This window comes from Stomatobaculum sp. (genome assembly GCF_057248925.1).
Genome location: NZ_DBHIHF010000006.1, coordinates 44,160 through 70,824, shown reverse-complemented (window position 1 = coordinate 70,824; position 26,665 = coordinate 44,160). Strand labels below are relative to the sequence as shown.

Below are 26,665 nucleotides of genomic sequence, written 5' to 3'. Positions count from 1 at the left end.
AATCCGTATCCTAGTTGATAGGATACGCTGATTCTTGGATTCGCATATGAGCTAGAGATATCTATGATAAAGTGCACAAACGAAAAGGAGCTGCCTACCGCAGCTCCTTTTCGTTTGCACTGTATGCAGTAAATCCGTTTTTCTCACAATAGCTCTGTATTTCCGCCGAAAGCTTTGCGGAGGGGCGGTATTCAATGAGATAGATCTTGAGGCCCGCTTCTTTGGCGCGAGTCAAATAGTCGAGGTAATAGTTGCGGGTCTCGGCATCCTGTGCGGTATAGCGGTTTTTCGCAAAGTCGATTTTCGTGAAGACACTCTCCTGATTCACGCCGTCGAAAAGCGTACGGGCAGTTCCGTTTTCCATACAGGCGCTCACAAAGACATCGCCGCCGTTTACGATGCAAGGCTTTTGATAGCGGCTTAGGCCGTGGAGCATGGTCGTGAGCCCGTTGAAGATATCTTCGCGCGGGTAGAGTGCGTAGACATCGCAGTTGTCGAGGAAGAAGCCGTCAAGCCCGAGAGCGGCATACGCGGCCCCGAGTTCATCGACCACGAATGTTTGCCAGGCCGGGGAGGAGACATCCACCCAGTGCTCCTCGGGCCAGTTTTCGTAGGGGGCGAGGGTGATAGTTGCAAAGCGTTCATAATACGGGCGATAGTTCTCGATGGAACCTAAGTTTAAGTAGCCGTAGACGCTTTTTCCCTCGGCTTGCAGCGCTTTGATTTGCTCTGCGGAAAAGGCGCTCGGCTCAATCACGACTGTGCGGTAGGGGCGAAGGCGTTTTAGGTCTGAGGCCTCAAGCCCGATGAATACGCCGTAGGGGTACGAATTGGCGGCGGGTTCGGGGCGAAATAAGCGAAGGCAGAGCAGGCAGAGCGCAAGGAGCGGGAGCAGAAGCGGAAAAAAGCGAAGCGGTTTACGCATAGCGTGTCCTCCGTTCGAAAAGGAATGAAAGTTCGGGATGTTGAAATGTATGATACCACGAATCGGGCGGCGGGAAAGCGGACGGGCGTTATCGGAAAAATAAAAAAGCAGCATCCGCAAATGCGGGCGCTGCTTTTTCGTTGCCGTTTTCGGCCTTGTGTCTTTTATTCGGAATCTGTTTCATCATGCGAGGAGACATATATCACTTCCTCATGTGCCTCCGGTCCGATCGGGTAGGAGACATTGAGAAGTTGCCGGTTCTTCATGAGGCCATAGATGGTCGGGATTGCCCCGCACAGCATCGCGAAGTAGTAGAGGGCCAGATTGCGGTAGTAGACCGGAAGCAGTTCGCTTGTCTTGACCACCTCGTTGACGACCGGGAATGCATCGAAGACATTTGCTTCATAGGCGCGCGCAATCGTGATGGCCCAGTCGAGCTGATTGCCGAGGTAGGTCATACCGACCATGATGAGAATACTGCACACAAGGCCAACGGTATCGAACTTGCCGGAGAGCAGCTCATAGCCCTTTGCGACGCAGACACCCATGACCAGGCCAGTCCAGGGTGAGACATAGCCGAGTTGACCGATCAACACCATTACAAAGAGGCCGGCGAAACTTCCGATTAAGGCGCCGACAATACCGGCAATCGGGTTGCCGCGCTTGGCATTCTGTTCATTAAAGGAGGACTGGGCGCGATTGCGCTCCGTGTCGTACTCATCATGGGTCAGGAAGCGGAGACCGCCGCTCACATAGTAGCAGCTGCTTTCATCCGGGCGGCCGCTCAGCTCACTGCAGTCGCGGAGGCTGTTCGCCTTGAGGAATTCGGTGAGCACCGCGGCGGCGGCAGCGCTCCGCTCAAGTTTGCCGTTGTCGGTCATTGCGTTCGGGATGGAATAGGTCGCGCGATAGCCCTGAACAGACGGGTTGGAGAGAACTTTCTTGTTCTCCTTGTGTGCCTGCTTTAAGACCTCTTTCTCCGGCATTTGGCCTGTGCCGTTTGAAACCGAGACGATGATTTGGCGCAGATTGTTCTGCATGATGAAAGCGATGTGGTAACCGTTGTAGATGCCTGCGACGATTCCGCTCTCGCGGTCGTAGTTGAGTCCAAGCTCCGTGGCGAGCCGTTGATTAACGCTTATGACAGACATGTGAGCTCCTCTCCGATCGTATATTCTTAAAAACCTTCCGAACCAGTATAGGGGGTATTTCGAAAGAAAACAAGGTCGAGTCTTTCGACGACAAAAAGTAATATATACTTGACATAAGCGAGAGCCGGTGCTATCTTGATAATGTAAAAGATAAACGACATTGTGTCGCCTATATCTTGAGAGGAGGATAGGGAAATGAGTTCTTATTATGCAGGTATGATGTGTGGTATGCTTGCGGCAGGCGTGCTGCTCTATGTTTTGAAGCGCAAGCGGGATAAGGAAGGGACCGTGGTCTACGATGAGCGCCAGCTGATTGCGCGCGGTCGCGGCTTTCAGTATGCCTATATGACCCTCATTGCGTTGCTCATGCTCTATGCGGGTTTTGAGGAGCAGACGGAACCCTTTGTGTCGCCGGGTGTCATCCCGATTGCGATTTTGCTGTTATCGGGGCTGGTACTCTTTGGCTACTGCCTGTTTCACGATGCCTATTGGAGCTTCCGCGGGGAGAAAAAGGAAAAGCGCGTGCTGATACTCTGGCTTGCCATGGCCCTGCTCTCGCTCGCGCAGAGCATCCACCAAATACTGGGTGGCAGGCTCAAAATCAACGAGCGTTATTCGGCGCAGTCCCTGCTCCCGCTGTTGCTCGGCATCTTCTTTGCGGGTATGCTCTTACTGCAGTGTATCAAGTACGTGATGAACCGCCGAGAGGAGGAGCGATGAAGAATTTGCGCCTGAAAGCCGCGCGCGCAGCAAAGGATTTATCGCAGCAGCAGCTTGCCGATTTGGTCGGAGTGAGCCGTCAGACCGTTAATGCCATCGAGAAGGGGGATTATAATCCGACCATACGGCTTTGTCTCGCGATTTGTCACGCGCTGGATAAGACCCTCGATGAACTGTTTTGGGAGGAATAATCGAAACAAATAAGACCAAAACGCTTGTATAACGGCATTTTAAAAGGGCACTGCGATATCGCAGCGCCCTTCTCCGTGTTATACTGTAATCAGCCGTCGTGTGGCTTGCGACGTATTTTGTGTGGCTGCAAAAACGGACGGAAGGACTGCTACAGGAGGTGCTCTTTATGCGGACATATCGGGAATTCGGTGCGGAATGCCTGGCGGAAGTGCAGGAAATCTATGCGGCCTGCGGCTGGACAAGTTATCTGGGAGATGAGGAAAAGTTGCGGCGGGCACTCGGGCGCTCCCTCTTTTTGCTCGGCGCTTTTGAAGACGGCGCTTTGGTCGGCTTTGTGCGCTGCGTCGGCGACGGGGAGTACATACTGTATGTGCAGGATCTGATTGTAACGCCCGCCCTGCAGAGAAAAGGCATAGGGAGAGAGCTCATGCGGCGCAGCTCGGAGAGATTTTCTCATGTGCGGCAGTTTCTGCTGATTACGGATGCGGCGGATGCGGTCTCGAATGCTTTTTACAGCGCCATCGGACTTAAGACCACGCTCGGCGGCTATCCCTGTACCGCATATTATCGGGATTTGCCCGAACTGTGACGGCAATGCTGCCGTACTTCCGTGCACGGTTGCTTACATTTCGAAATTAAGAAACAGCATGCTTGCGGGCGTGCTGTTTTTGTTGTATTCGGGACTTAAAAAGCGAGAGAAACTGTGTTATAGTAAATAAAATAACATTGAAATGACGGGGCGAACTTTTACGGAGAAGCGATATCATCACGGGGGAAGGGTATGGCGGAAATCTCTATCGAACGGCTGCATTTATCGGTTCGCGCGAGCAATGTGTTACATCGGATGGGAATCCATTCTGTCGAGAAATTGCAGATAACCCCGATGGAGAAGATTGCGGCGCAAAGAAACATCGGGGTCAAGACACTGGGGGAGATTCAGGCCGCGTTGCGGGATTTGGATGCTTTGATGAAGCAGCCTGTGACTTCGCAACGGCACAGCTTGCGCCTCGAAGAGGACTTGCAGGGCGAAGAAGAAAAGGTCATAGCGCTGACGGAAAAGCAGCGGGAAGAGTTGTCGAAGCATTCGATCGAAGAGCTCAATCTGTCTGTCCGTTCCTATCGTGTGCTCTGTCGGGAGGGCTGTCGCACACTTGACCGGGTCGTACTGGCAATGCCTGTTTTTTCGACCCTGCGGGGACTTGGGAAAAAATCCATCGATGAAATCAAAGAAGCTGTCGCGCGCTGGCTAAGCGACCATTTCGAAGGGGCCGGCGACCTGTCCGAGGCGACAGTGGAAGAGGGACTGAAAAGCCGTCTGCAGGAACTCAGCGCGGAACTGCACCCGGTGGCGGCGCTTTGCTGGGAACAGTTGTACCACTATCTGGAAGCCGAGCAACTGCTACAGCAGGCGCAGCACTTTGCGAAGCAGGAGCTGCTGCGCACGGTACTCTTGTTGCCGCAGCTGAAAAGACCGCTCCGGTCTTTTTGGGAGGGGCTTTCCCGCCACGGCGTGATTGCGGAGGCCATACTCTCAGAGCGCCTGCGGGCTTTAGAACTGCCGTTTGACGAGACGATGCTGCTTGAGACTTCGATCGAGAACGGCGTTCTGATCAAAAACAGAGGGATGGTTCTCCTGTATCGAGATAACTTCGAGGAGGCTTACCGTAAAATCCGGAGACAGGACGAGCGTGCGGCACAGATTCTCCGCCTCCGGGTTGAGGGGCAGACGCTACAGGATATAGGAGATCGCTTTCAGGTGAGCCGTGAGCGCATTCGGCAGATTACGGCGCGCATGATGCAGAAGTTTCCGCTGCTCTTCGAAGACTATTTTTCGGAGCCTTATCAGCATTTTTATCTGCCGAAGTCCCGCTTTTTACAGGCGTTTCCGGAAGTGAGCGCGGAGGGCTATGAGTTCCTCTCGCTTCGTTACCCACACGGCAAAGCAGAACTGGATACGGAGTCGCTGGCGACCTATACCGGTCTCTGGCGGCGCAGACTGCGGGAATTTTTGGCGGAGGAGAATGCAAAAAATGCGAGGGAAAATATCTCTAAGGCCGAGATAGTCAAGCGCGTACTGATCGCAAACCGCAACACGCCGCTCAGCATCGAAGAGTTGGAAGAAAAGTATTACCGCTACATCGAAACCCGGGGCTATCAGAAGGAGCGGCTGCAGTTTAACATCCGCACCCTCGAAAACTATCTGAGAAATGCGCCCAATATTGTACTCAACCGCGAAAGTCTGATTCGCTGGTGCCCTGTAAAGGCTTCGCGTCTCTTTGAGGCGATTGATTTCAGGCGGTATCAGGATATGGCTATTTCCGCCGATCTTATATTTCGCGATTACCCGGGTTTGATGGAAGAACTCGGCATTCTGGACAGTCACGAGCTCTTCTATGCCATCAAGTCCGCGGTCGCCTCGCAGACCTCGCTCGCGTTTCGCATCTGGTGCCGCCGGGTGCCCATGCTGGTGATCGGAGAGGCCTCCGAAGATGAGCAGGCGCTGAAGCTGCTGCGGGAACTTTCGCCGGTGTCCTTTCAGGCCTATTATGCGGCCTATGAGGAGCGCTACGGCGTCAGGCGGGAGAGCTCCCAGCGAAATCCCCTGATTTACAATACCGTCAACCAATATTACACCGACGGAATGTATGTGATTGATGTGCCGGGCATCGATCCGCGGGATGTCCGGCCGTTGCGCGCGGCGCTCGCCAAAAAACAAATCTGGTTCATTGACGAACTCGAGACATTGTTTTTGCGGGTCTGCTCTCATACTTCGGCGGAAGCCATCAATGCTGTGGCATTTCGCGCCATCGGCTATACGCTGAACACCTCCTATGCCTATGACGCCGCCTACGGAACGGCGCTCCGCTTTTTTGAGCAGTTGGTGTTCACGGCAGATAAGATTAATCTTGAACTGTTGGACCGGCGGCTTCTTGATCTTGCCATATTCGCGAACGTGCTCGAAAAAAAGAAACAGAATCTGGACTATATCGAGACCGCACCGCGCGTTCTGATGTCACTGCGCAAGGTCGAAGAGGTGTACGGACTTAAAGTTGAGGACCTCTGGGCCATCCAGACCTTGATGTCTGCCTACTATGACCTGCCGTATTTTAACGGCAGGAGTCTTTGGAATAAAGTCAAAAAATTCCCGCTGATACGGCGGCTTCGTGGCAATGACTGGATGCTGACCTGTATCATGCGCCAACAGGCGGGCATATCTTCGTTTTCGGTGGCGGGCGGGCTCATCTTGTCGCGAAACAGTGCGTCGCTGAGCTTAAGCCGGATGTGTGAATGGCTCGCCTCTGTCCGCGGGCGTATGTCCCTGCAAGTGTTGGAAAAAGAGCTGAACGGCCTGTTCGGGACGCGCGTTCCGGCCTATAAACTGGCGGAGAAACTGCGGAACAGCGGGAATTGGAATCAGGTTCTGACAGACACGGAGGAGCCGTACGGTAGTGACGAAGCCTGAAAGGTCAGTGAACAAATTGTCGCAGAAGGTCGATGTAGGCGAGCGTCAGATCACTGGCCGGGCGCTCCTTCGGCAGAACATAGCCGAGTTCCATATAGTCATCGACCGCAAGCGGACGCGCGACAATGTTCTCGCCGTTTAACTCGGTATTGATGATGCCGGAACAAATGGTGTAGCCGTTCATGCCAATCAATAGGTTAAAGAGGGTCGCGCGGTCGCAGACCACGATGTCCTTGTCAGACTCGGCGGCACTCTGAATTTCCTCGGAAAAGTAAAACGAATTGTGCTGTCCCTGCTCATAGGAGAGGCGGGGATAGTCGCGGAGATCTTCCATCGAGATCTCCGCTTTTTTTGTGAGCGGATGCTGTGTCCCGAGGAAGACATGCGGTTTTACGCGGCAGATGGGCGTGAAGGAGAGTTTCATCTCCTGAAAGTTTCGCTGCAGCACAGCCGCATTGAACTGATTCCGATAGAGGACGCCGATTTCCGAGCGGACCTTGGCGACATCTTCCAGAATGCGGTAGGTCTCGGTCTCCCGCATGTGGAATTCGTACTGGGAGCCGCCGTAGGCGTTGAGGAGCGCGACAAAGGCCTCGACCGCAAACGAGTAGTGCTGGGAGGAGACACAGAAATGGCGGCGCCCGCGCGCTTCACCGGTGTAGCGCTGTTCGACAAGAGACACCTGGTCCAGAATCTGGCGCGCGTAGCCGAGGAATTCCTCTCCCGCGGGGGTGAGCGTGAGACCTTTCCGGGAGCGGAGAAAGAGGGTAATGCCGAGCTCCTGTTCAAGTTCGCGGAGGGCGGCAGTCAGCGAGGGCTGAGTCACAAACAGGGCTTCGGCGGCGGCGGTCAGAGAGCCGCGCTTGGCAATCACATCGATATAGCGGAGCTGACGCAGAGTCATGGAACACACCTCGTTTCATAAAAATTAGCTATGTTTTTCAAGATATTATAAATATTTTCCAAGAGAAGAACAAGTCGCTACAATGAGGGACATGAGAAACAAGCAAGGAGGATTCAACAATGAGCAAGTGGACAACACCCTTTCGATATGACTATGTCGGGAGCTTTTTGCGCCCGGAGACTTTAAAGCAGGCGAGAGCCGATTGGAATGCGGGAAAGATTTCCCGCGAGGAACTTCGCAAGGTGGAGGATGCCTGCATCACGGATTTGATTGAGAAGCAGAAGGCGCTCGGCTACCATGTGATTACGGACGGCGAGTTCCGTCGGAGCTACTGGCACCTCGATTTCATGTGGGGGCTAAACGGCATCGAGGAGATCGAGCTGGATCACGGCTATTATTTTAAGGGGGAGGAGACCACGCACGGTTCCTGCCGCATGACGGGAAAAATAAGCGGCGAGAACCATCCGATTGTACAGGACTTTCTCTTCGTGAAGCAGTTTGAGGACGAGAACACGATTGCAAAGCAGACGCTGCCCGCTCCGGCGCAGACCCTCGCCGAGCTCTTCCGCGAGGACAATGCGCGGATTACCCGCGAATTTTATCCGGATGACGAAGAGCTGCTTCGCGACCTTGCGGCGGCTTACCGGAGAGTCTATCTGGACCTCTACGCGGCGGGCTGCCGGAACATTCAGCTCGACGACTGCACCTGGGGTATGATTGTGGACGAGGAGGGCTACTGGAAGATGCGCGAAGGCGACGGCGCAACCCTCGAGCAGGAGGCGGAGCGCTATCTGAAGGTCAATAACCTCTCCCTCGAGAACTTGCCGGAGGATTTGGTCGTGAACACCCACATCTGCCGCGGCAACTACCACTCGACCTATGCGAGCAGCGGCCCCTACGACAAGGTGGCGCCTTATGTCTTTGCGCAGGAAAAGGTGGAGAGCTTTTATCTGGAGTACGATGATAAGCGCTCCGGCAACTTTACGAGCTTAAAGCAGATTCCGCGCGGCAAGAAGGTGGTGCTCGGCCTCATCACGAGCAAGCGCCCGGAACTCGAATCCAAGGAACTCATAAAGCGTCGCATCTATGAGGCTTCGCAGTATGTACCGCTTCGCGACCTTTCCTTAAGCCCGCAGTGCGGCTTCGCCTCCTGCGAAATCGGCAACAAGCTGACCGAGGAAGAGCAGTTTGCAAAGCTTCGTTTGGTCAAGGAGATAGCGGAAGAGGTATGGGGAAAGGAAGAGGCATAAGCGAGCAGGAAACAGTACACCGAAAGGAGCGCGGAAATCCGCGTTAAAGACAGCTGTCAAAAGACAGCTGTCTTTTTTGTGAGAAAGTTATGAAGGATCCAAGGAAGAGTGCTGCGGACTGTGAAAAAAGTTATAAACATAAAGGAGTATTAGCTTTGAAAATTGGGACAGACATTGACATAAATATGTACAAAAGTTAAAATAAATATATTGTAACTGCGAATAAGTGGTGAACTTCAGTCAAAACGGATAGGAGGTCGGAATGAGCTGTCGGTGTGAGGATATACGCTGTTGTAAGGCAGAGCACATGCGTCTGGAGGCCTGTTATCATAAATCGGTGTCTTTAAGTAATCTGTTAGGCGGAGAACGGGAGGCCGGTGATTTCATTCTGGCGAAGGAAAAAGAGGCTTTCTATGTGTCGGATTTCCTGCGGGATCAGCTCTGGCAACGGCTTCGCGGCATTACAACCGAGGAATTTGAACGCCATGTGGACCTGAATCTCTCCATGCGGAACTGGATGGAGCGGTTGCAGCAGGAAATCGAGGACCTCGAAGAGGAAGATGAACGCTACCACGAGGATGAGGACAATGACGACTGAAGAACGCGGGCAGGAGGAACAGGAGCGCAGGCAAAAGAAGCGGATAAAACGCATCTTGCTACCGCTTTTGGCACTGTGGCTGGCTGTGCAGCTGGGAAAATGCGTCTATCGAGAGGAAAAGCGTCGCCTCGGCTACGCCCATACTGTGGAACAGTATATGAACCGGAAGTATCGGAAGTTCGGGGATCGGTTTCACTTTTATTTTGAAAATGAAGAAAGACCGGATGGCGTGAGCACTGTGAAACTCTATTCGGAGAAGTTTCCGAACGGAGCCGACTATTGTTATTATCCGATTGAGCGGGATTACTGGTGGGATGAAAACGGTGCTCACTACCTGGATAACTATATGTGTCTATGGTATCAGAAAAAGATGTGGGAAGCTTATGTCCCCTTCTTTGATGAGGCCTTTGGCAAGGGGCAGTATACGATATCCGGTGGTGCCATACTGATGCCGGACTGGCAGGATTACGGACCGGAAACCGGACTGGAGGAATACCTCAATACAGCAGAGGGTTTTTCGATTGCACTGGATGTAAAGAGCGATTTTGCAAAAAGCGAAGAGACTATAGAGATATTGCGAAAACGCATGGTAGAGCGCAATTGGGGATTACGACTATACATTAGTTATGTTGATCAAGCTGGAAATGAAATTGCCTATGATAGAGTGGGTATCAATACCTATTCGATTGGGCGGATTAAGCTGAGATGGGACTATAAAAATGCTGAGATGAAGGAGAGATGGGAACATGCCGGGAACACTGTTGAGTGAAGAAGAACGACGCAATCGAGCAGAGTTGCAGATTCATACCTGCGATTTGGTTCTATACATGCCGCTCGAGAAATTGAATATCGAAAAAAGAGAATTTGCAAACAAGCCGATTTCGATACAGGAAATTGTTGACGATATCGATGAGAGTCTTGCAAGAGATTCCAACTTCCTCAGCGAGGCCGAAAAGCACGAATTTGCCACCCTGAAGGCCTGCATCAGCGAGGAAAAGGGCTACCCGGAACTCGGGGAGATTAAGGTCTCGAACATCAGCTGCTATATGAATAAAAACGTGCTGAAAGCGCAGGGGCTTTCGGATAGAGAAATCACACATATGACGGAAAAGGATTACCAGCTGAACGCTGTCTTTCAGTACGAGGGCAGCGAGGCGCAGGGGTTCAAGCAGGGGTACCGCATCGGGTTTCGCGGGACGACGGCGCGGGACTGGCATGATCACGCGAACAACTATGCGCTCTGGACGGGGCGCTGTGAGCACGGCGACAGGACGTTTGAGTCGGTTTCCTCGATGACGGTTCCGACCATGCAGTACCTCGAGTTGCTCCACGATGCGCCCGGCGTTGACACCGGGTTTCAGCGGGAATTTCGAAACGATCGGGTTGAAATATTTGGGCAGTCGCGCGGCGGGCTCATGGCGGAGATGGCGGTTTGTATCTACCCCGAGTGGATTCCCCTTGCCTATGTGATTGATGCGCCCCAGACTTCCCCGGAATTTGTCGAGGATGTGGTATATCAGGACGGCATGGCGGCCTTTCAGAGTTACCGCGATAAAATCGTGCTGATTCGCGGGAGCAACGATCCGGTCAGTGCGCTCGGGTACAACCCGCGCTACGGCTATTTCGCCGGCGAGTGCGTGGTGCGGCAGTGCGCGGATTATAATATGCTGGAGGCGCTCCTGGATCCCTTCCACGACCATTATCCGGATGCCTTTCTGGTCGAGGGGCCGGACGGGAAAATGCGGGTCGCGCCGATTGCAGCGGAACCGGACGGACCGGTACATGTCCTGGTGCGGAAAATTTCCGAGCGCATTATGCTGGAATTGAGTCAGGAAGAACGGGAACTTGTCATACAGGCACTCATGCTGCTCGCGCAGGAGTTCATGGGCGGCGGCAAACGCGGCGCCGATGATGTAAAGACGGCGGCGGAGAATGCGAAAATCATTGAGAAGGGCATGACGCTCTTTTTCCGGATTACAGAAGAGGTGATTCTGGAAGAGGGACTTTTCGATGGATGCAAGGAAGAGTTAGAGCGGGATCTGGACAGCCTGAGAAGCAGATTGCAGAAAGAGAATCCGATGTTTGCGGAGTGCCTCGACTATGCGGTGCAAAGGGCATTTCAGGCGAGTCAGACCAGACTGCGGCTTTCACTTGCGAAGGCGGATAAAGAGGCAGGATGGGACAATGCGATGCGGGAACTTTCCGCCTTTTTCGCCTTAAAGCGGAGTCTTCTGGGAAGCGGTATGCTGCTCAGCGCCTCGGTAATCGACTATTTTGTGCTGGAGAAGCATTCCGTCAAGGAGCTTCTCGAGATTAAACTGGGACAGTACAAAAAGCTCGCGGAGAATTTCCGGAAAAGACTTAGGATGAATCGGTTTGGCGCGATTGTCACAAACGGCATCGAGGACGGGCTGCAGAGGGATTTGGATGAGTTGAATTCGAATCTGGCGGGGGCTTTGACGACTGCCTACACGCTGCACGGCTTGCAGAGCAAATATTTTAAGAAGAAAAAAGACGGAAAAGACGCGAAAAGCGCCGAGACAATGCCGGACGGCATCGGTCTTCGGGATGCGCTCGAAATCTGGGCGCTGGCCGTGCTGCGGAAAGGAGCGAAGGACAAGCCGGGCGAGACGCAGAAGTTGGATGAGTTGCAGAGTTTCTGTAGAAAGAATGCGGCAGCGTGCGGACAGATGGCCGGTCTTACCTGCAGCATGCTGGCGGAGGACCTTGAAGCGCTGAAGGTGCATCCGGTGCTACAGGTGCTGAAAGAGCAGAATGAAGTGGGAGCACATGATATTGAGGGCAAGATAGCAGCCGCAGAGGCGAGCAATGCGCGTCTCGGCGAGGTCTTCGGAAACTTGGCGGACAGTATGGAACTCGAACTTCCGCCGCTCGGCAGCCCTATGCCGCGGCGCTTGTCGCTCGAGGCATTTCCGGCTTTGTTGCGGGATCCGCTCGCGGTGCGGAGCGGAAGGCTCTCAATCGATCTTGAAAAGTCGAGCGAAGTGATAGGACTTCTGGACAGTTATATTGAACGCGCAGAGCAGCGGGAAGCGGCGCTCCGGGAGCTCTGGGCAAAGCTTCGCGGCATTCGCTTCGGCTTCGGGGTGTGCTCAAATCTCGAGGATATGATGGCGGTCACGGACAAGCGGCGCGAGCAGTTTGCAAAGCACCGGGATCACATTGCGGAATTCCGGCAGCACTGTGCGGACTGGGACAGTGCCGCAAGCGCAGCGATGCAGGCAGAGATTCTGAAGAGGAAAAGACCATGAGGATACGACGAGGGGGAAGGTACGCGGGCTGCGCGGCTGCGCTCTGCCTGCTTGCTGTCCTAGCGCTTTGCGGCTGTCAGAAGAAGCAGGCGGCTCTGCCGCCGGATTTCGGTGGAAAAAAGGTGCTTCGCGTTGCGGTGGTGCAGCCCGGCGCTTGTCTCGATGTGCAGCGCTCGGATACTCCGGAGGTTTCTCTGATTGCGGATGAGGTCACGGAAGGCCTGTTTCGCTTTACGGACGAGCGTTTGCTGGAGCCTGCGCTTGCGGAGGATTTCCCGGAGATTTCGGAGGACGGGCTTGAATATCGCTTTGTCTTGAAGCCAGGGCTCTGTTTTTCCGACGGCACGGCGCTGACCGCGGAGGATGTGCGTTTCAGCCTGACGAGGCTGTTGTCCCCGGAGACAGCATCGCCCGCGGCAACTTATTTTTCGATGATTGACGGGGCTGCGGAAGTGCAGTGCGGAGAGAGCCGTGTGCTTCGCGGCATCACGGTACAGGATGACAGACATTTTACCATACGTCTACAATATCCCTATGCGCCCTTTTTAAAGAATCTCGGACTCTCGGCAGCGACTGTGTATCCGAAGGCAGCCTGCGAGGCGGCGGGTGAGAGCTGGGGCAAACAGGGAAAACTGCTCGGGTCGGGCCCGTTTTTGCTGAAAGAGCAAGGGGATAGGCAGTGCGTTCTGATCCGGAACGAGAAGTACCATGGTACCGCGGCCAAGCTGGATGAGCTCCGCGTGCTGTACTATAAAAATGACGGACAGTGTTTTGCCGCATACCGGCACAATAAGGTCGATTTTACGGCGATCAATGCGGCGCAGTACCGGCGTTGCAAAAAGACCCTGGAGGATGAGGTGCACATTCACCATCCGGTTGCGCTGATTTCGCTGCGCATGAATCCGTGCAGTTCAAAGCTGAAGAACAGTCGGCTCCGGTGGGCCATGACCGTAGGTCTGGACCGCAGGCGTTGCATTGACAAGGCGCTTGACGGTGCGGGGCTGCCTGCAAGTTCCCTGCTGCACATCCGCGTGCCGGGGCACAACAACGCGAGAAATCAGAATTACTATGACTATAAGAGAGCGAGAGAGGCGGTCAAGGAAGCGGGCTATTACGGCGGGCAGATTACGCTCACCGCGGTGGTGCCGCGACAAAATCTGAAATTCATGCGGGAAGTGAAGCGGGAGTGGGAAAAAGTCGGCATAGGATTGAAGCTTGAGGGGGCAGACGAAGCGCGCTGTGCGGAAGCGCTGAACGACCCGCAGGCGGATCTCGTCTGGCAGGAGAACTGGTATCCCTATCCCGAAGGAGACCAGGCGCTGTATCCCTATTTTCACAGCGCAAATTTACCGGCGAATGCGCTCTTCGGGCGCAACGCTGATGTGGATGCTTGGCTCGATGACGCAAGGCGCGAGCCCTATGAGCCGGACCGCGCTGTTTTTTACGCGAAGGCGGATGAGCTGCTCTCAAGGGATGACTGTACGGCCATACCGCTCTACTATCCGCAGTGTCAGTATCTGATGAAGCCCTATGTCAAAAAGCAGTGGTCGGGAAATCTGATTTACCATTTCTGGGATACGGACATCGAAGTGCCGTCGCAGTAGGCTTCGCAGTATGTACCGCTTCGCGACCTTTCCTTAAGCCCGCAGTGCGGCTTCGCCTCCTGCGAAATCGGCAACAAGCTGACCGAGGAAGAGCAGTTTGCAAAGCTTCGTTTGGTCAAGGAGATAGCGGAAGAGGTATGGGGCAAGGATAAAGCGTAAGCGGGAAAATGATGAAATATAAAGGACAGAAACGAGCAGCGGTGCGACAAGACGAACGCTGCTCGTTTTTGTGAACTGAGAACAGTAGTTAAAAAAGAGAGACGACTCTGACAGCAAGAAACGATAGATGCAAAAAAAGACAAGAGTTTTAAATTTAAAGAATATTCAATATAATGCGTGGAGCTTTTATGCTATAAGGAGCATATAAGCTCGTCATGAGATTGACAGAGCGTCTGAGACAGGAGGTTCAAAATGGCAAAATTGGGATATGAGCTCTTAAAGGATCCGTTCCTCAACAAGGGGACGGCATTTACGCAGGAGGAGCGCAAGGCATATCAGCTGGAGGGGCTGCTGCCTCCGGTGGTTGAGACCATTGAGCTCCAGGCGGAGCGCGTCTATGCGGAGATGAAGAAGAAGAGTTCCTTGATTGAGGAGAGACGTTTTCTCATGGATGTCTTTAACCACAACCGCACTCTCTTTTACTATGTCTTTCGCGAGCATCTGGTAGAGCTCATGCCCATTGTCTACGACCCGGTCATTGCCGAGAGTATTGAGAAGTACAGCGAGCAGTTTGTGGATACACAACACGCCTGCTACCTCTCAATTGATCGACCGGAGGAAATTGAGGCGTCGCTTAGCTCTGTAGCGGAGGGGCGCGATATTCGATTGATTGTCGCGACAGATGCAGAAGGCATTCTCGGCATTGGCGACTGGGGTACCAACGGTGTGGACATCTCGGTCGGAAAGCTCATGGTTTATACTGCGGCAGCAGGCATCGACCCCTCAAGTATCTTGCCGGTGGTGTTGGACTGTGGCACAAATCGGGAATCACTCCTTAAGGATAAGTTTTACCTCGGGAATCGTCATCCGAGAATTTACGGCGAGCAGTACAATGCGTTTGTAGAGCGTTTTGTTCAGGCGGTCGAGAAGCTGTTCCCGCGGCTCTATTTGCACTTTGAAGATTTCGGCAGAGCCGATGCGGCTGCGGTGTTAAATCGTTATCGTGACCGGTTCCCGGTCTTTAATGACGACGTGCAAGGCACCGGCATTATTACCCTCGCAGGCATACTCGGTGCCATGCGGATTAACAAGGAGAAGCTCACGGAACAGAGATATCTCTGCTTCGGAGCGGGGACGGCAGGAGCCGGAATAGCGGATCGCGTGTTCAAGGAGATGGTCGCGCAGGGTCTCAGCGAAGAGGAAGCGAGACAGCGCTTTTACTTGGTTGATAAGCAGGGGCTGCTCTTCGACGATATGACGGATCTTACGTCGGAGCAGCGGCCGTTTGCGAGAAAACGCACGGAATTTGCAAATGCCGATGAGCTCACGACACTGGAAGCAGCGGTCTTTGCGGTTAGACCGACCATCATGGTCGGAACTTCGACCCAGCCCGGCACCTTCACCGAGAAGATTGTGCGCGGCATGAGCTCTTGGTGTGAGCACCCCATCATTTTCCCGCTGAGTAATCCGACTGAGCTCGCAGAGGCGAAGGCAGAGGATCTGATTGTCTGGTCCGAAGGCAAGGCAATGGTCGCAACGGGAATTCCCGCAGATCCGGTGGAGTATAAGGGCGTCCGCTACGAAATCGGTCAGGCGAATAATGCGCTCATTTATCCGGGACTCGGGCTTGGAAGCATTGCCGTGAACAGCAGTCGCATGACCGATGAGATGATTTCCGCTGCCGCGCACTCACTCGGAGCCTTCCTCACCCCGGATGAGCCGGGGGCGGCGGTAATCCCGCCGGTTGCCCGACTCACAGAGTTCTCGCATACAGTGGCTACAGTGGTTGCGGAATGCGCAGTGAAGCAGAAGCTGAACCGTATTGATGGAGATGTGGAGAAACTGATTGCGGATATTTCCTGGAAAGCAGAATATAAGCCGCTCTGACTTAGGAGAAGGCTGTGATTTTACAAGTACTGGCGAGTATTATTCCAATTGTATTTTTGATTGTACTGGGCTTTTTTCTGCATGAAAAGAAGTATCTGAGCAAGGGGCTTGACAAGAATCTAACCTTTTTGGTTATGAATATCGCGCTGCCTGCGTCGGTCTTTCTGTCGGTCGTCAATAACTTGACGATTAAGACGCTGGAAGAACTCGCAAAACCTTTGATGATCGGAATGATTGCGTTCGTAGCCAATTATCTGCTATCGTATTTTCTCATGCGAGTGGTGCGCGTTCCGCGCGGTCGCAGAGGAGTTTTTCTGAATACCATCGTGAACGCAAACACGATTTTTATCGGAATGCCGCTCAATCAGGCACTTTTCGGGAGCCAAGCAGTCTCCTACTTCTTGGTTTACTATGTGCTGAATACGGTGTCCACTTGGACCCTCGGTTCTGTGTTGATTGCACGGGACGGTCGCACGGAACAAGCGGGAGGCGGGAAAATCAATCTCAAACAAATCTTGTCGCCGCCCATTTTAGGGTTGCTGCTTGCGATACCTGTGCTTCTTTTTGGCTTGAGCCTGCCGAAACCAGTAATCAGCTCGCTAAGCTATCTAGGCTCTTTGGTCACACCGCTCTCGCTGCTCTATATCGGCATTGTGCTCTCGGAAGCAGGTCTTAAGAGTGTGCGCTTTGACAAGGATACGCTGGTCGCGCTGCTCGGAAAGTTTATTTTAAGTCCGGCTTTGATGGCGTGTGCACTTCTTTTCGCAGGGCGTTTCGGTATCACGGTACCTGTACTGCTCAGAAATACAATGATTGTACAGGCAGCAGTGCCGGCACTTACGGTGTTGCCCATTTTGGCGGGAGATGCGGACGGAGATGTGGAATATGCGACGAATACCGTTGTTACGAGCACAATACTGTTTTTGGTTGTGATTCCGATCGTGATGATGTTGTTAAAATAAATCTTACGAGGCGGCTGTCGAAAGGCAACCGCCTTTTGCTTGGCGGCAATTTGAGGGACATAAGAGTATTGGCAAGGCCCGGAAAAGACACTATACTGGCAGGCATAGCGGGGCAGTGTTGTGTCTGCCCGCGTGTCAAAGGAGAAAAAAGCAATGAGAATTATCATGCGCCAGCGTCTTTTTTCGATTCTGGATCACTATGAGATTTTTGACGAGGCGGGACAGAAGCTCTTTCAGGTCAACGGAAAGTTTGCGCTTGCGCCGGAGCTTCGCATTCAGAACGCCGAAGGCGAAGAACTCGGCTATACAAAGTTCGAGATGTTTCACCTCTTGCCGCACTATAATTTCTTCGCGGGCGGCGAGAAGATAGATCGGATGGCCAAGAAAGTCACGCTCTTTCGCGCGCGTTACGAATTGGAGGAGTCCGGCTGGACGGTGCAGGGCAACTTTCTTGCCCACGAGTACCGGGTGACGGATGCGGAGGGCAGAGAGATTGCGAATATCTCCAAGTCCTATCTCAAGGTTCGCGACACCTATGCAATCGACGTGCCGGATGAGAGAAATGTGCTCCGCGTATTGATGATTGCGCTGATTGTCGATTCGGTACAGCATCCGGAACACTGACGAAGGTCGGAAAAGCTTCACAGAAAAGGTATGGAAAAAAGTGGAGCGGGTTGCTATACTATAGCGACAGGACATCCGATCCTGTCGCTATTGTTTTTTGATAGCGCTTGAGAGGCAACAGGCTGCCTCAGAAAGGAGATAATCATGGATATCAACAATCTGACCAAACTCGCGGAGCTCTTCAAGCAGTACCCGTTCTTAAAGGACGAGCTCGTCAAGTACAGCGACAAGTTCGCGGCGCTCAACAACCCGCTCGCAAAGGCGGTTGTGAGCCAGGTTAATCTGGAGCAGGTGTCGCAGACTTCCGGTATCGATGTGAATACGCTGATTGCGAAGATCAAAGAGATCGTCGCAGCCCATCAGGCGTAATGCGGGTGGGCAAGAGAGCACTCAGCCTCGCAGCTGCGAGTTTCATGGGGCTATGCCTCATGGCTTGCAGCTCTTTTCATAAGAACGGGCGCGTGAGTGAACCGGTTGAGATCAATTTACAGGAGCAGAGCGGTCAGGCGGAAGTGCGACAGGCGCTAAACGGGTCGGGGATTCCGGCGGAAGACAGTCAGGAGTTTTTTCGCGAGGTGGAGCGCTTTCAGAGCGCGGTCGGCGATGCCGTGGATGAGGATGTGATGGCAGACCGCTGGGAGAAGGCCTATCCGGATTTTGTCGGAACGAATTGCCGGATTACCGCATTTATGCTCGCGCGCTCCCTCGTCAAGGTAGAGGGCGGCACGGCGCCGGCGGAGAGTGCCGATGAAAATCTGTTTCTGGATCTGGAGGCGATTCAAAAGGCGCCGGTAGAGCTCTGGAGTAGCGGAGACAACGGCAAATTTGAGCGTCTCTTTGCGGAAGTGCCGGCGGCCGATACAAAGGACACGAGTGTACAGTGCGAACAGGTGCGGAAAGCCTGGAAGGAGCGAGGCATTTCCTTTGCGGACGGAAAAGCGAGCATTGTCACGGTTTGGCTGCACTCGAAACTCACGCCGGAAGAAAATATTCTGTTTCCGGGTCATGTCGGGGTCCTGGTGTCGGAAGACAGCGGAAAGCTCCTGTTTGTCGAGAAACTGGCGTTTCAGAAGCAGTACCGCGCGCTGCGCTTTGAGAACCGCGCGAGTTTGAACGCCTACCTGATGGGGCTCTATGACATCGATGAGAACCAGCCGACCGCACGCACCTTCCTGATGGAGAACGATCGGATGATGCAGGACTATCGAGTTTTGAAGAAGGGAGCATGAGAGAAATCGAAGAGAAGACCTTTCGTGTCAGGCACTTGGAACTGCTTCTCGAGGCCGTCATTGCCCGCGCGGGCCTGGTAAAGACAGAGGTCACGGACTGCAGGGCAGAGCGGAACCGCGTTGCCTTCCGGATGGGCGGGCACAGCTACCGCCTGTTTGTCACGCAGTATGAGGACGATGTATTCGGGGAGACAGTGACCTATCTTTTGTTCGATGAGACGAATGCGCTCCTCGCGCGGGCTTCGTCCAAGCTCTACCATTTCGAGATTGACGGCAGGCGCTTTGAGCAGCTGGTGCCGGAGGAGCTCTCCTGTGAGCTCTGTACCGGCGGCTGCCCGGATTGTCTGAAACTGCGACAGCAATAAAATCTTGGCAAATACTACACAAGCATCGTGTGCTGTGCTAAGATAGCTTTTGCAAATTGACGAAATATCCGCTGCCGGGTATCTTATTTTTTGTGAGGAGGAATGGTATGTCTCAAACATTGAAATATTTACAGGAAATTTTGGCAATTCCCTCTCCGACCGGCTTCACGAAGGAAGTGCAGGAGTACTTGCTTGCAAAGACAAAGGAATTCGGTTTCCCGGTGAAGCATACGGAAAAGGGACTGGTCATTGTAACAGTGAAGGGCAAGGACGATGAGCATCAGCGCATGGTGACGGCGCATGTCGACACCTTGGGCGCAATGGTGCGCGCGGTGAAGCCGAGCGGACGCTTAAAGCTTGCGCAGATCGGCGGCTATCCCTGGAACATGATTGAGGGAGAGAATTGCCTCGTGCACACGGCCGACGGCAAGAAAATCGGCGGCACCATTCTGATTCATCAGACCAGCTGCCATGTCTATAAGGATGCGGGCACGGCCGAGAGAAATCAGGACAATATGGAAGTGCGCCTCGACGAGAAGGTGACAAACGAGGCGGAGACCAGAGCACTTGGCATTGAAGTCGGCGACTTTGTCTCCTTCGATCCGCGCACGCTGATTACCGAGAAGGGCTTTGTGAAGAGCCGTTTCCTCGATGACAAGGCGAGCGCTGCGATTCTCCTCGACATTCTGGATCGCATCAGCAAGGAGAAAATCGAGCTTCCGTACACGACTCACTTCGCGTTCTCGGTCTACGAGGAAGTGGGACACGGCTGCAACTCCTCGATTCCGGAGAAGGTCGTCGAATTCCTGGCTTGCGACATGGGCGCCATGGGCGACGATCAGCAGACCGATGAGTACACGGTCTCGATTTGCGCAAAGGACAGCTCCGGCCCCTATCACTACGCATTCCGCCAGAAGCTCGTGAACCTCGCGAAGGAAAAGAAGATTCCGTATCGCGTGGACATCTACCCCTACTACGGCAGCGATGCTTCCGCAGCGATGAACGCGGGCGCGGAGATTAAGCACGCGCTGCTCGGCGCAGGCATTGAGTCGAGCCACTCCTATGAGCGCACCAACAAGGAGTCGATCGATGCGACCGAGGCCCTCGTGATGGCTTACCTCGAGAGTCCGCTGGTGGAAGACTGAGAGCAGTCCGAAAACGGCAAGGGCAAATAGCAAACAAAAAGGAGAGCTTTCCGCTGCGGCGGGAGGCTCTCTTTTGCTGTGAAAAACACTTGACTCTTACCTTGGCAGAGCAACATTACTCCCCAACCCCATGAACAATCGATTGGCTGTGCATGAAAAAAAACCAATGACAAAATGACGGAAATAAAGTCTTGCTATTCCGTAAAAACTCTGATTGTTTATTGACAATGATGTGCCTTGAATATATGCTGTGTATATACGGAATACACAGCTGAGGTGCGAAATCATATGAACATAATTGTATCCAATTCATTGGATGTTCCGCTGTATATACAGATCAAAGAACAGATTAAGGAAGCGATTTTAAAAGGTGAGCTGGAGGATGGAGAACTCTTACCATCCATTCGAAACTTTGCAAACGATGTCCATGTAAGCGTCCTGACGATTCGCCGCGTCTATGATGAATTGGAAAAAGAGGGTTTTGCCTTCAGTCAGGCGGGCAGGGGAACTTTTGTCTCGAGGGGCAATCCGGAACTACTTCGGGATTTCAAACGTCGCATCATCGAACAGGATTTACAAAAGGCTGTTCATAACGCGAAGCTGTTTGATATCGAAAAAGATGAGCTGTATGCGATGGTGGATATTTTGTATGAGGAGGATTAGCCATGGACAATATTCTTGAAGCGAATGGTCTTGTGAAAAGGTATCCGACTTTTACGCTTGATAGCATTTCTTTTTCCTTGCCGGAGGGATGTGTCACCGGCTTCATCGGAGCCAACGGTGCAGGGAAAACCACGACGATACGTTCCATTCTCAATTTGGCACATAAGGAATCTGGGACAATAAAGATTTTTGGCTTAGACGCGGACAAGCATGAACGGGAAATCAAGGATCGCCTGGGCATCATCATGGATGGCAGCTATTTCTATGACAACCTGTCAATGGAGGATATGAAAAGTATTATTGCTCCGGCCTATTCCAAATGGAGTGATGCCGAGTACCGCACTTATATGGAAAAGTTCGATCTTGACCCAAAGCAAAAGATTTCTACACTCTCTGGCGGGATGAAAATGAAATTTGCCCTTGTGCTGGCGCTTTCCCATCAGGCTGAACTTCTGATTATGGATGAACCTACAAGCGGACTTGATCCACTTGTGCGAAGGCAATTCCTGGAAATTATCATGGACTACATGAAAAACGGAGGAAAGGGAGTTTTCTTCTCAACACACATCACCTCTGATTTGGATAAGGTCGCAGATGTACTTATTCTCATTGACGGCGGGAAAATTGTATTTCAGCAGAGTAAAGATGAGCTCCTTGATACATTCCGCATCGTGAAAGGCAGTGTCGCATTACTAAACGACCGAAACAAAAGGCTAATCAGAAATCTGAAGATCTCAACTTATGGATTTTCGGCATTAACAGATCGGATTGCGGACGTCAAAAAAGAAATTCCGGGCGTGTTGTTTGAAAAAGCAAGCATTGAAGATATTATGCTCGCGTATGTCGGAGGGAAGAATAATGATCGCTAATCTTGTGAGAAAGGACTTTTTGTTGATAAAAAAGATGGCGGTGGAGTTTTTAGCTGTCAGCATTCTCGTTCCGATTATCTTGATGGTTAATGCAGCACAAATGGCGGGGATTGAAATAATATCCTGTTTATACATGGTCATTTTGACAGAGATTCTCTTTATGCAATCTGTTGCAACGGAAGAAGAAAAGAGCCCAAAAGCAGTAGCGCTTCTTTGTGCAGCGCCATATTCTCGAAAAAGCTACATTATTGCAAGATACATCTGCTATTTAATCTTATATGGTGAGTGTCTTGCTGTTTACTCAATGATTGCAGTCATCTATCCTCGGTTTGATTTTTTGAATATTACGGAAGCTCTGACGGTCTTTTTGATAAGTACTGTTTTTTATGGCATATATACTCCGATTATGCTCAAATACGGGGCTACAAAGGGACGGCTTGTGCTTTCCGCTTCGACATTGTTTGTTTCAATGGGACCTGTTTTTCTTGCGCGCTTGTCGCTCCCAAAGCTGCATCACATCATAGAGTTTCTGCAAGGTTCGTCGACTCTTATGATTGCAATTCTTGTCGGTATTTCCGGCGTTGTCATATTTATGCTGTCAATGTTCCTGTCTATCCGTATTTTTTCCCGCAAGGAGCTGTGAGCATCTTTACAGATGGATGTCAGGGAAAGGAGCTGAACATGTCAAAAATGAAGATGTCAAATGAGATTTTATTCTTCGACGCCATTGCGGTAATAGCTTTTCTGTTCTGCATCTACAATTTGCTCAATCTCTTGTTGATTCATAATAAATCAGCAACAACAAAGGGCACAATTATATCCTATACGACTGCAATTCCCGGCACGACAGCTTTTCACAATTCAAAATGGGCACAGGTTGCTTATAAGGTTAACGGGAAACAGTATATTTCTCAAAAAAGCATACAGGTTCCATTTTCCTCTGAAATCGGAAGCACCGCGCAGATTCGTTACGATACACAGCATCCGGAAAGGTTATATAGTTTTACCCCTGCAAGAATTTTGATTTCACTCGGAATAACGATTGTCAGCATAATCGTCATTGTAGCTAGGCTAATCTAAGCAATGAGAGTATGGGTATCTGCTATTTTTTGAAACAGGGATATTGAGTAAGTTGGCTGAAAGTCGCGGCTGTCCTCGCATAATAATTGAGCGGCTGTTTTGCGATAGCGGCAAAAAGCAGTAAGTCTTGAAAAGACTTACTGCTTTTTTGTGAAGCTTTTGGCTTTAGCCTGCTGAGCATGGTTCGCTTGCAAAGCAAGTGAACCGTTGCGAAGCAAAAACCCACCCGCTATGCGGGTGGAGACAAATCGTTTAACAAAGAAATCACCTTTCCGTACAATAGAGGTGTCCAAGCCACTACTGAGAAAGGAAAGGTGATTTCATGCCAAAGGCAAATAGTGCTGCACATACCAAATGGCTGTGCAAGTACCATATCGTCTTTACGCCAAAGTATAGACGAAAAATAATCTACAATCAATACAAGAAGGATTTGGCTCAAATCCTGCATGATCTTTACGCATACAAAGGCGTAGAGAGATTATAGAAGGACATTTGATGCCAGATTATATGCACATGCTAGTGGGCATACCGCCAAAGATTCGTGTGTCATCTTTCATGGGCTACCTGAAAGGGAAAAGCTCGCTGATGATGTTCAATCGGCATGCGAATCTGAAGTATAGGTACTTTCTGTCTGAACTTGGCGGCACAAAACGGCCTGAAAAGCATCGCATTCTGCTGCATCTCTACGGGGGGGTATTTATGTTCACGAACCGGCGGGCAGCAGAAATTGCGGTGGAGACAGTTCGCAAATGGCTTGCGGAGACGGGCAGTAATATCCGGGTTGTTTTTAATGTCTGTAAGGATGAGGGCTTTAGGATATACGAGAGGATTTTGAAGTGAATAAAGTTTAAGATTGACGGCCGGTGGAGCGTGATGCTCTGTTGGCCGTCTTTTTTGTTTTCAGAAAAAAGACGTAGCGATACAATAAACATGACATACTTATGTCGTGTTATCTTTGTTAAGATATGAACGGAGCGTGAAAAGCAATGAAGATAGACAGGCTGATCGGGATATTGTCGATCTTGCTGCAGGAAGAGAAGACAACGGCGCCCGAACTGGCGAAGCGGTTTGAGGTTTCCAGGCGAACGATTAACCGGGATATCGAGGACCTTTGCAAAGCCGGAATCCCGATAAGGACGATGCAGGGTACAGGCGGCGGTATCAGCATCATGGACGGATACCGCATGGCCAGGACGATTCTTACATCAAAGGATATGCAGATGATCCTTGCCGGTCTCCGAAGCCTTGACAGCGTGAGCGGAAGCAGCTATTACGGGCAGCTGATGGAGAAGATTCGGACAGGCTCATCCGAATTTATAAGTGGCAGGGATTCCATGCTTATCGACCTGTCCTCGTGGTACAAGGGGACGCTTGCGCCAAAGATTGAGATCATACAGGAAGCGATAGATAACAGGCATCTGCTTGATTTCAAGTATTACGCTCCTTCGGGTGAGAGTGTCCGCACGATAGAGCCGTACTATTTGGTATTTCAGTGGTCGAGCTGGTATGTATGGGGCTGGTGCTTAAGCCGCAGGGATTTCCGTCTGTTTAAGCTGAACCGTATGGACGGGCTTTCAGACACGGGAGAGGCCTTTATATGCCGAGACGTTCCAAGGCCAGATTTGTCCAATGAGAAGATATTCCCGGGCGGCATCCCGGTAAAGGCTCTTTTCACGCAGGATGTGAAGTGGCGGCTTGTGGAAGAGTTCGGTTCTGAATGCTTTACCGAGATGGATGACGGGCGGCTGCTCTTTTCTGCGGATTATACGAATATGGAGAACTTTGTCACATGGATACTGACTTTTGGTGGCAACGCAGAGGTTCTGGAACCGCCGGAAGTTCGCAGGGCGATTAGGAAAGCTGCTGAGGAAACATTAAAAAACTACATGGAGGATAATGCAGTATGAGATTAGACGGTTTTGGATTACTGGTTGAAGATATGGCGAAAATGGTTCGCTTTTATCGGGATGTGATGGGGTTTGAGATTAGGGAGGCGGAGGATACGTCCAATGTGTACCTTGTGAAGGATGGAACCCTGTTTTTACTGTATGGAAGGAATGATTTTGAAAAGATGACAAGCCGGAGATATGAGTATATCAAGGGCTTGAATGGCCATTTTGAGATCGCGTTGTATGTCGATACTTTTGATGAGGTGGATGTTGCCTTCAAAAAGGCGGTGGAGAACGGTGCAACGCCGGTACTGGAGCCTGAACCGGAGCCGTGGGGGCAGAGAACCTGCTATATCGCCGATCCCGAAGGGAATCTGATTGAGATCGGTTCATGGAACAAGCCGTATGAAGAAAAAGATCAATAGGCCGGAGGAAGCACAGGTGGCATTTGATTATAAAAAAGAATATAAAGAGTTTTATATGCCGAAGGCAAAGCCGGAGATTGTCACGGTTCCGAAAATGAACTATATTGCCGTCCGCGGAAGCGGAGATCCGAATGCGGAAGACGGCGATTACAAGGCGGCTATCGGGCTTTTATACGCGATTGCTTTTACAATCAAGATGAGCAAGAAGGGCGACCATAAGATCGAGGGGTATTTTGATTATGTGGTTCCCCCGCTGGAAGGTTTCTGGTGGCAGGATGGTTTGTCCGGGGTTGATTACAGTCATAAGGAAGATTTTCAGTGGCTCTCCGTGATAAGGCTTCCCGACTTTGTGACAGAGGAAGATTTCAAGTGGGCGGTGAATGACGCAACAAATAAGAAAAAGCAGGATTTCAGCAAGGTGGAGTTCCTTACGATTGAAGAAGGACTCTGTGTGCAGTGTATGCATATCGGGGCTTACGATGATGAGCCTACCACGGTTGTCATGATGGATCGGTATCTGGATGAAAACGGATACGAGAATGATATGTCCGATGACAGGCGGCACCACGAGATTTATCTGTCTGATGCGAGGCGTGTTGCACCGGAGAAGCTGAAGACTGTTATCAGGCATCCGATCAAGGCAAAGGGAGATTGATATGGCATCAACGAAAGAATATCTGGATTTCGTCATAGAACAGCTATCGGGCATGGACGAAATATCCTATCGGGCGATGATGGGTGAGTATATCCTGTATTATCGTGGCAGGGTGTTTGGCGGCATATATGATAACCGACTCCTGGTTAAGCCTGTTCCGACGGCGGTGAAGCTGATGCCGGATGCTCCAATGGAGCTTCCGTATGATGGGGCGAAAGAGATGATCTTGGTAGATGATGTGGACAACCGAGAGTTCCTGTGTAAGTTGGTCGAGAGCATGTGGGAGGAACTGCCGGAGAGGAAAAGGAAGAATCCAAAGAAACCATAGGTTTCGCGGAAGGGATTCCAAGGCGGACAGTGTCCGCTTGGCACACGACTTTCCCGCGGAAAGTCCGGTGTGTTATACCTTTGCGATGGTAACGGCAGCCTGAAACAGCGTGCGCCCCTTGAACGCGCGGTCTGTTTCAGGCTCTTTTTTTGCGAAAGGTCGGGCCGAAAAGAAGTGAACTCGGGGATGACAGGTTCTGATTCATGACGGAAACACCGGCACGCATCGTATCATCCCGGTATCGTGCGAGCAGTGAAATCAAATGTGGGAACTTGGATGTTCCGGCAGCAGATTCAGCGGAAAGCC

General features: G+C 51.8%; 27 protein-coding genes and 2 pseudogenes. 26 read left to right on the top strand and 3 right to left on the bottom strand.

Annotated features, from left to right (window positions below; translation table 11 throughout):
- Positions 1-94: 94 nt before the first annotated feature.
- Complete coding sequence (locus ACO4XG_RS03240; protein ID WP_308508964.1) at positions 95-925, bottom strand: glycoside hydrolase family 191 protein; 831 nt, start codon at positions 923-925, stop codon at positions 95-97.
- Positions 926-1,089: 164 nt separating this feature from the next.
- Positions 1,090-2,076 carry an FUSC family protein gene (locus ACO4XG_RS03235; protein WP_308508965.1) on the bottom strand — a complete coding sequence of 329 codons (987 nt, stop codon included), beginning with the start codon at positions 2,074-2,076 and terminating at the stop codon, positions 1,090-1,092.
- Between the two features lie 195 nt (positions 2,077-2,271).
- On the opposite strand from ACO4XG_RS03235, the gene ACO4XG_RS03230 reads away from it, so the two are divergent.
- The 4 genes from ACO4XG_RS03230 to ACO4XG_RS03215 all read left to right on the top strand — a co-directional run bounded on the left by ACO4XG_RS03230 (position 2,272) and on the right by ACO4XG_RS03215 (position 6,451).
- On the top strand, positions 2,272-2,796 hold the full coding sequence (locus ACO4XG_RS03230) for a hypothetical protein (protein ID WP_308508966.1): 525 nt from the start codon (positions 2,272-2,274) through the stop codon (positions 2,794-2,796).
- The gene (locus tag ACO4XG_RS03225) at positions 2,793-2,987 is read left to right on the top strand and encodes a helix-turn-helix transcriptional regulator (protein WP_308508967.1); all 195 of its coding nucleotides are present in this window, start codon (positions 2,793-2,795) and stop codon (positions 2,985-2,987) included. The genes ACO4XG_RS03230 and ACO4XG_RS03225 overlap by 4 nt, the downstream gene beginning before the upstream one ends.
- Positions 2,988-3,154: 167 nt before the next feature.
- Positions 3,155-3,577 carry a GNAT family N-acetyltransferase gene (locus ACO4XG_RS03220; protein ID WP_308508968.1) on the top strand — a complete coding sequence of 141 codons (423 nt, stop codon included), beginning with the start codon at positions 3,155-3,157 and terminating at the stop codon, positions 3,575-3,577.
- A 192-nt stretch (positions 3,578-3,769) separates the two neighbouring features.
- Complete coding sequence (locus tag ACO4XG_RS03215; protein WP_308508969.1) at positions 3,770-6,451, top strand: DNA-directed RNA polymerase subunit alpha C-terminal domain-containing protein; 2,682 nt, start codon at positions 3,770-3,772, stop codon at positions 6,449-6,451.
- 4 nt (positions 6,452-6,455) lie between these two features.
- Here the strand turns inward: ACO4XG_RS03215 and ACO4XG_RS03210 are convergent, their stop codons facing one another.
- The gene (locus ACO4XG_RS03210; RefSeq protein ID WP_308508970.1) at positions 6,456-7,355 is read right to left on the bottom strand and encodes a LysR family transcriptional regulator; all 900 of its coding nucleotides are present in this window, start codon (positions 7,353-7,355) and stop codon (positions 6,456-6,458) included.
- A gap of 119 nt (positions 7,356-7,474) precedes the next feature.
- Between ACO4XG_RS03210 and ACO4XG_RS03205 the strand changes: the two genes are divergently transcribed.
- The 22 genes and pseudogenes from ACO4XG_RS03205 (at position 7,475) to ACO4XG_RS03100 (ending at position 26,359) form a co-directional block, all read left to right on the top strand.
- Positions 7,475-8,605: a 5-methyltetrahydropteroyltriglutamate--homocysteine S-methyltransferase gene (locus tag ACO4XG_RS03205; RefSeq protein ID WP_308508971.1), complete on the top strand. Its 1,131-nt coding sequence runs from the start codon at positions 7,475-7,477 to the stop codon at positions 8,603-8,605.
- Between the two features lie 262 nt (positions 8,606-8,867).
- The gene (locus tag ACO4XG_RS03200; RefSeq protein WP_308508972.1) at positions 8,868-9,203 is read left to right on the top strand and encodes a hypothetical protein; all 336 of its coding nucleotides are present in this window, start codon (positions 8,868-8,870) and stop codon (positions 9,201-9,203) included.
- Positions 9,166-9,972 (top strand): hypothetical protein, encoded by an 807-nt coding sequence (locus ACO4XG_RS03195; protein WP_485129648.1) that lies wholly within the window; start codon positions 9,166-9,168, stop codon positions 9,970-9,972. The genes ACO4XG_RS03200 and ACO4XG_RS03195 overlap by 38 nt, the downstream gene beginning before the upstream one ends.
- Complete coding sequence (locus tag ACO4XG_RS03190) at positions 9,950-12,475, top strand: hypothetical protein (RefSeq protein ID WP_308508974.1); 2,526 nt, start codon at positions 9,950-9,952, stop codon at positions 12,473-12,475. Before ACO4XG_RS03195 ends, ACO4XG_RS03190 begins: the two co-directional genes overlap by 23 nt.
- Positions 12,472-14,079 (top strand): ABC transporter substrate-binding protein, encoded by a 1,608-nt coding sequence (locus tag ACO4XG_RS03185; protein WP_308508975.1) that lies wholly within the window; start codon positions 12,472-12,474, stop codon positions 14,077-14,079. Before ACO4XG_RS03190 ends, ACO4XG_RS03185 begins: the two co-directional genes overlap by 4 nt.
- Positions 14,080-14,238 (top strand): annotated as a pseudogene (locus ACO4XG_RS03180) (5-methyltetrahydropteroyltriglutamate--homocysteine methyltransferase); the annotation flags it as partial.
- 252 nt (positions 14,239-14,490) lie between these two features.
- Positions 14,491-16,125 (top strand): malolactic enzyme, encoded by a 1,635-nt coding sequence (locus ACO4XG_RS03175; RefSeq protein WP_308508976.1) that lies wholly within the window; start codon positions 14,491-14,493, stop codon positions 16,123-16,125.
- Between the two features lie 14 nt (positions 16,126-16,139).
- The gene (locus ACO4XG_RS03170) at positions 16,140-17,087 is read left to right on the top strand and encodes an AEC family transporter (protein ID WP_308508977.1); all 948 of its coding nucleotides are present in this window, start codon (positions 16,140-16,142) and stop codon (positions 17,085-17,087) included.
- A gap of 153 nt (positions 17,088-17,240) precedes the next feature.
- On the top strand, positions 17,241-17,711 hold the full coding sequence (locus ACO4XG_RS03165) for an LURP-one-related/scramblase family protein (protein WP_485129647.1): 471 nt from the start codon (positions 17,241-17,243) through the stop codon (positions 17,709-17,711).
- 144 nt (positions 17,712-17,855) lie between these two features.
- Positions 17,856-18,080 (top strand): DUF1858 domain-containing protein, encoded by a 225-nt coding sequence (locus ACO4XG_RS03160; RefSeq protein ID WP_308508978.1) that lies wholly within the window; start codon positions 17,856-17,858, stop codon positions 18,078-18,080.
- Complete coding sequence (locus ACO4XG_RS03155) at positions 18,080-18,940, top strand: DUF4300 family protein (RefSeq protein WP_308508979.1); 861 nt, start codon at positions 18,080-18,082, stop codon at positions 18,938-18,940. Before ACO4XG_RS03160 ends, ACO4XG_RS03155 begins: the two co-directional genes overlap by 1 nt.
- On the top strand, positions 18,937-19,305 hold the full coding sequence (locus ACO4XG_RS03150) for a hypothetical protein (RefSeq protein ID WP_308508980.1): 369 nt from the start codon (positions 18,937-18,939) through the stop codon (positions 19,303-19,305). Before ACO4XG_RS03155 ends, ACO4XG_RS03150 begins: the two co-directional genes overlap by 4 nt.
- A 107-nt stretch (positions 19,306-19,412) precedes the next feature.
- Positions 19,413-20,450 (top strand): M42 family metallopeptidase, encoded by a 1,038-nt coding sequence (locus ACO4XG_RS03145; protein WP_308508981.1) that lies wholly within the window; start codon positions 19,413-19,415, stop codon positions 20,448-20,450.
- Between the two features lie 288 nt (positions 20,451-20,738).
- Positions 20,739-21,113 carry a GntR family transcriptional regulator gene (locus tag ACO4XG_RS03140; RefSeq protein WP_308508982.1) on the top strand — a complete coding sequence of 125 codons (375 nt, stop codon included), beginning with the start codon at positions 20,739-20,741 and terminating at the stop codon, positions 21,111-21,113.
- A gap of 2 nt (positions 21,114-21,115) precedes the next feature.
- Positions 21,116-21,982 (top strand): ABC transporter ATP-binding protein, encoded by an 867-nt coding sequence (locus ACO4XG_RS03135; protein WP_308508983.1) that lies wholly within the window; start codon positions 21,116-21,118, stop codon positions 21,980-21,982.
- Positions 21,972-22,625: an ABC-2 transporter permease gene (locus tag ACO4XG_RS03130; protein ID WP_308508984.1), complete on the top strand. Its 654-nt coding sequence runs from the start codon at positions 21,972-21,974 to the stop codon at positions 22,623-22,625. The genes ACO4XG_RS03135 and ACO4XG_RS03130 overlap by 11 nt, the downstream gene beginning before the upstream one ends.
- A gap of 38 nt (positions 22,626-22,663) precedes the next feature.
- Positions 22,664-23,062 carry a hypothetical protein gene (locus tag ACO4XG_RS03125; RefSeq protein ID WP_308508985.1) on the top strand — a complete coding sequence of 133 codons (399 nt, stop codon included), beginning with the start codon at positions 22,664-22,666 and terminating at the stop codon, positions 23,060-23,062.
- Between the two features lie 322 nt (positions 23,063-23,384).
- Positions 23,385-23,686, top strand: a pseudogene (tnpA, locus tag ACO4XG_RS03120) (IS200/IS605 family transposase); the annotation flags it as partial.
- 362 nt (positions 23,687-24,048) lie between these two features.
- Positions 24,049-24,969, top strand: a complete 921-nt coding sequence (locus ACO4XG_RS03115) for a helix-turn-helix transcriptional regulator (protein WP_308508986.1) — start codon at positions 24,049-24,051, stop codon at positions 24,967-24,969.
- On the top strand, positions 24,966-25,376 hold the full coding sequence (locus ACO4XG_RS03110) for a VOC family protein (protein ID WP_308508987.1): 411 nt from the start codon (positions 24,966-24,968) through the stop codon (positions 25,374-25,376). Before ACO4XG_RS03115 ends, ACO4XG_RS03110 begins: the two co-directional genes overlap by 4 nt.
- A gap of 16 nt (positions 25,377-25,392) precedes the next feature.
- Entirely contained in the window at positions 25,393-26,031 is a 639-nt protein-coding gene (locus ACO4XG_RS03105) for a GyrI-like domain-containing protein (RefSeq protein ID WP_308508988.1), read from the top strand.
- Between the two features lies 1 nt (position 26,032).
- Positions 26,033-26,359, top strand: a complete 327-nt coding sequence (locus ACO4XG_RS03100; RefSeq protein WP_308508989.1) for a TfoX/Sxy family protein — start codon at positions 26,033-26,035, stop codon at positions 26,357-26,359.
- The last annotated feature ends 306 nt before the right edge of the window (positions 26,360-26,665 follow it).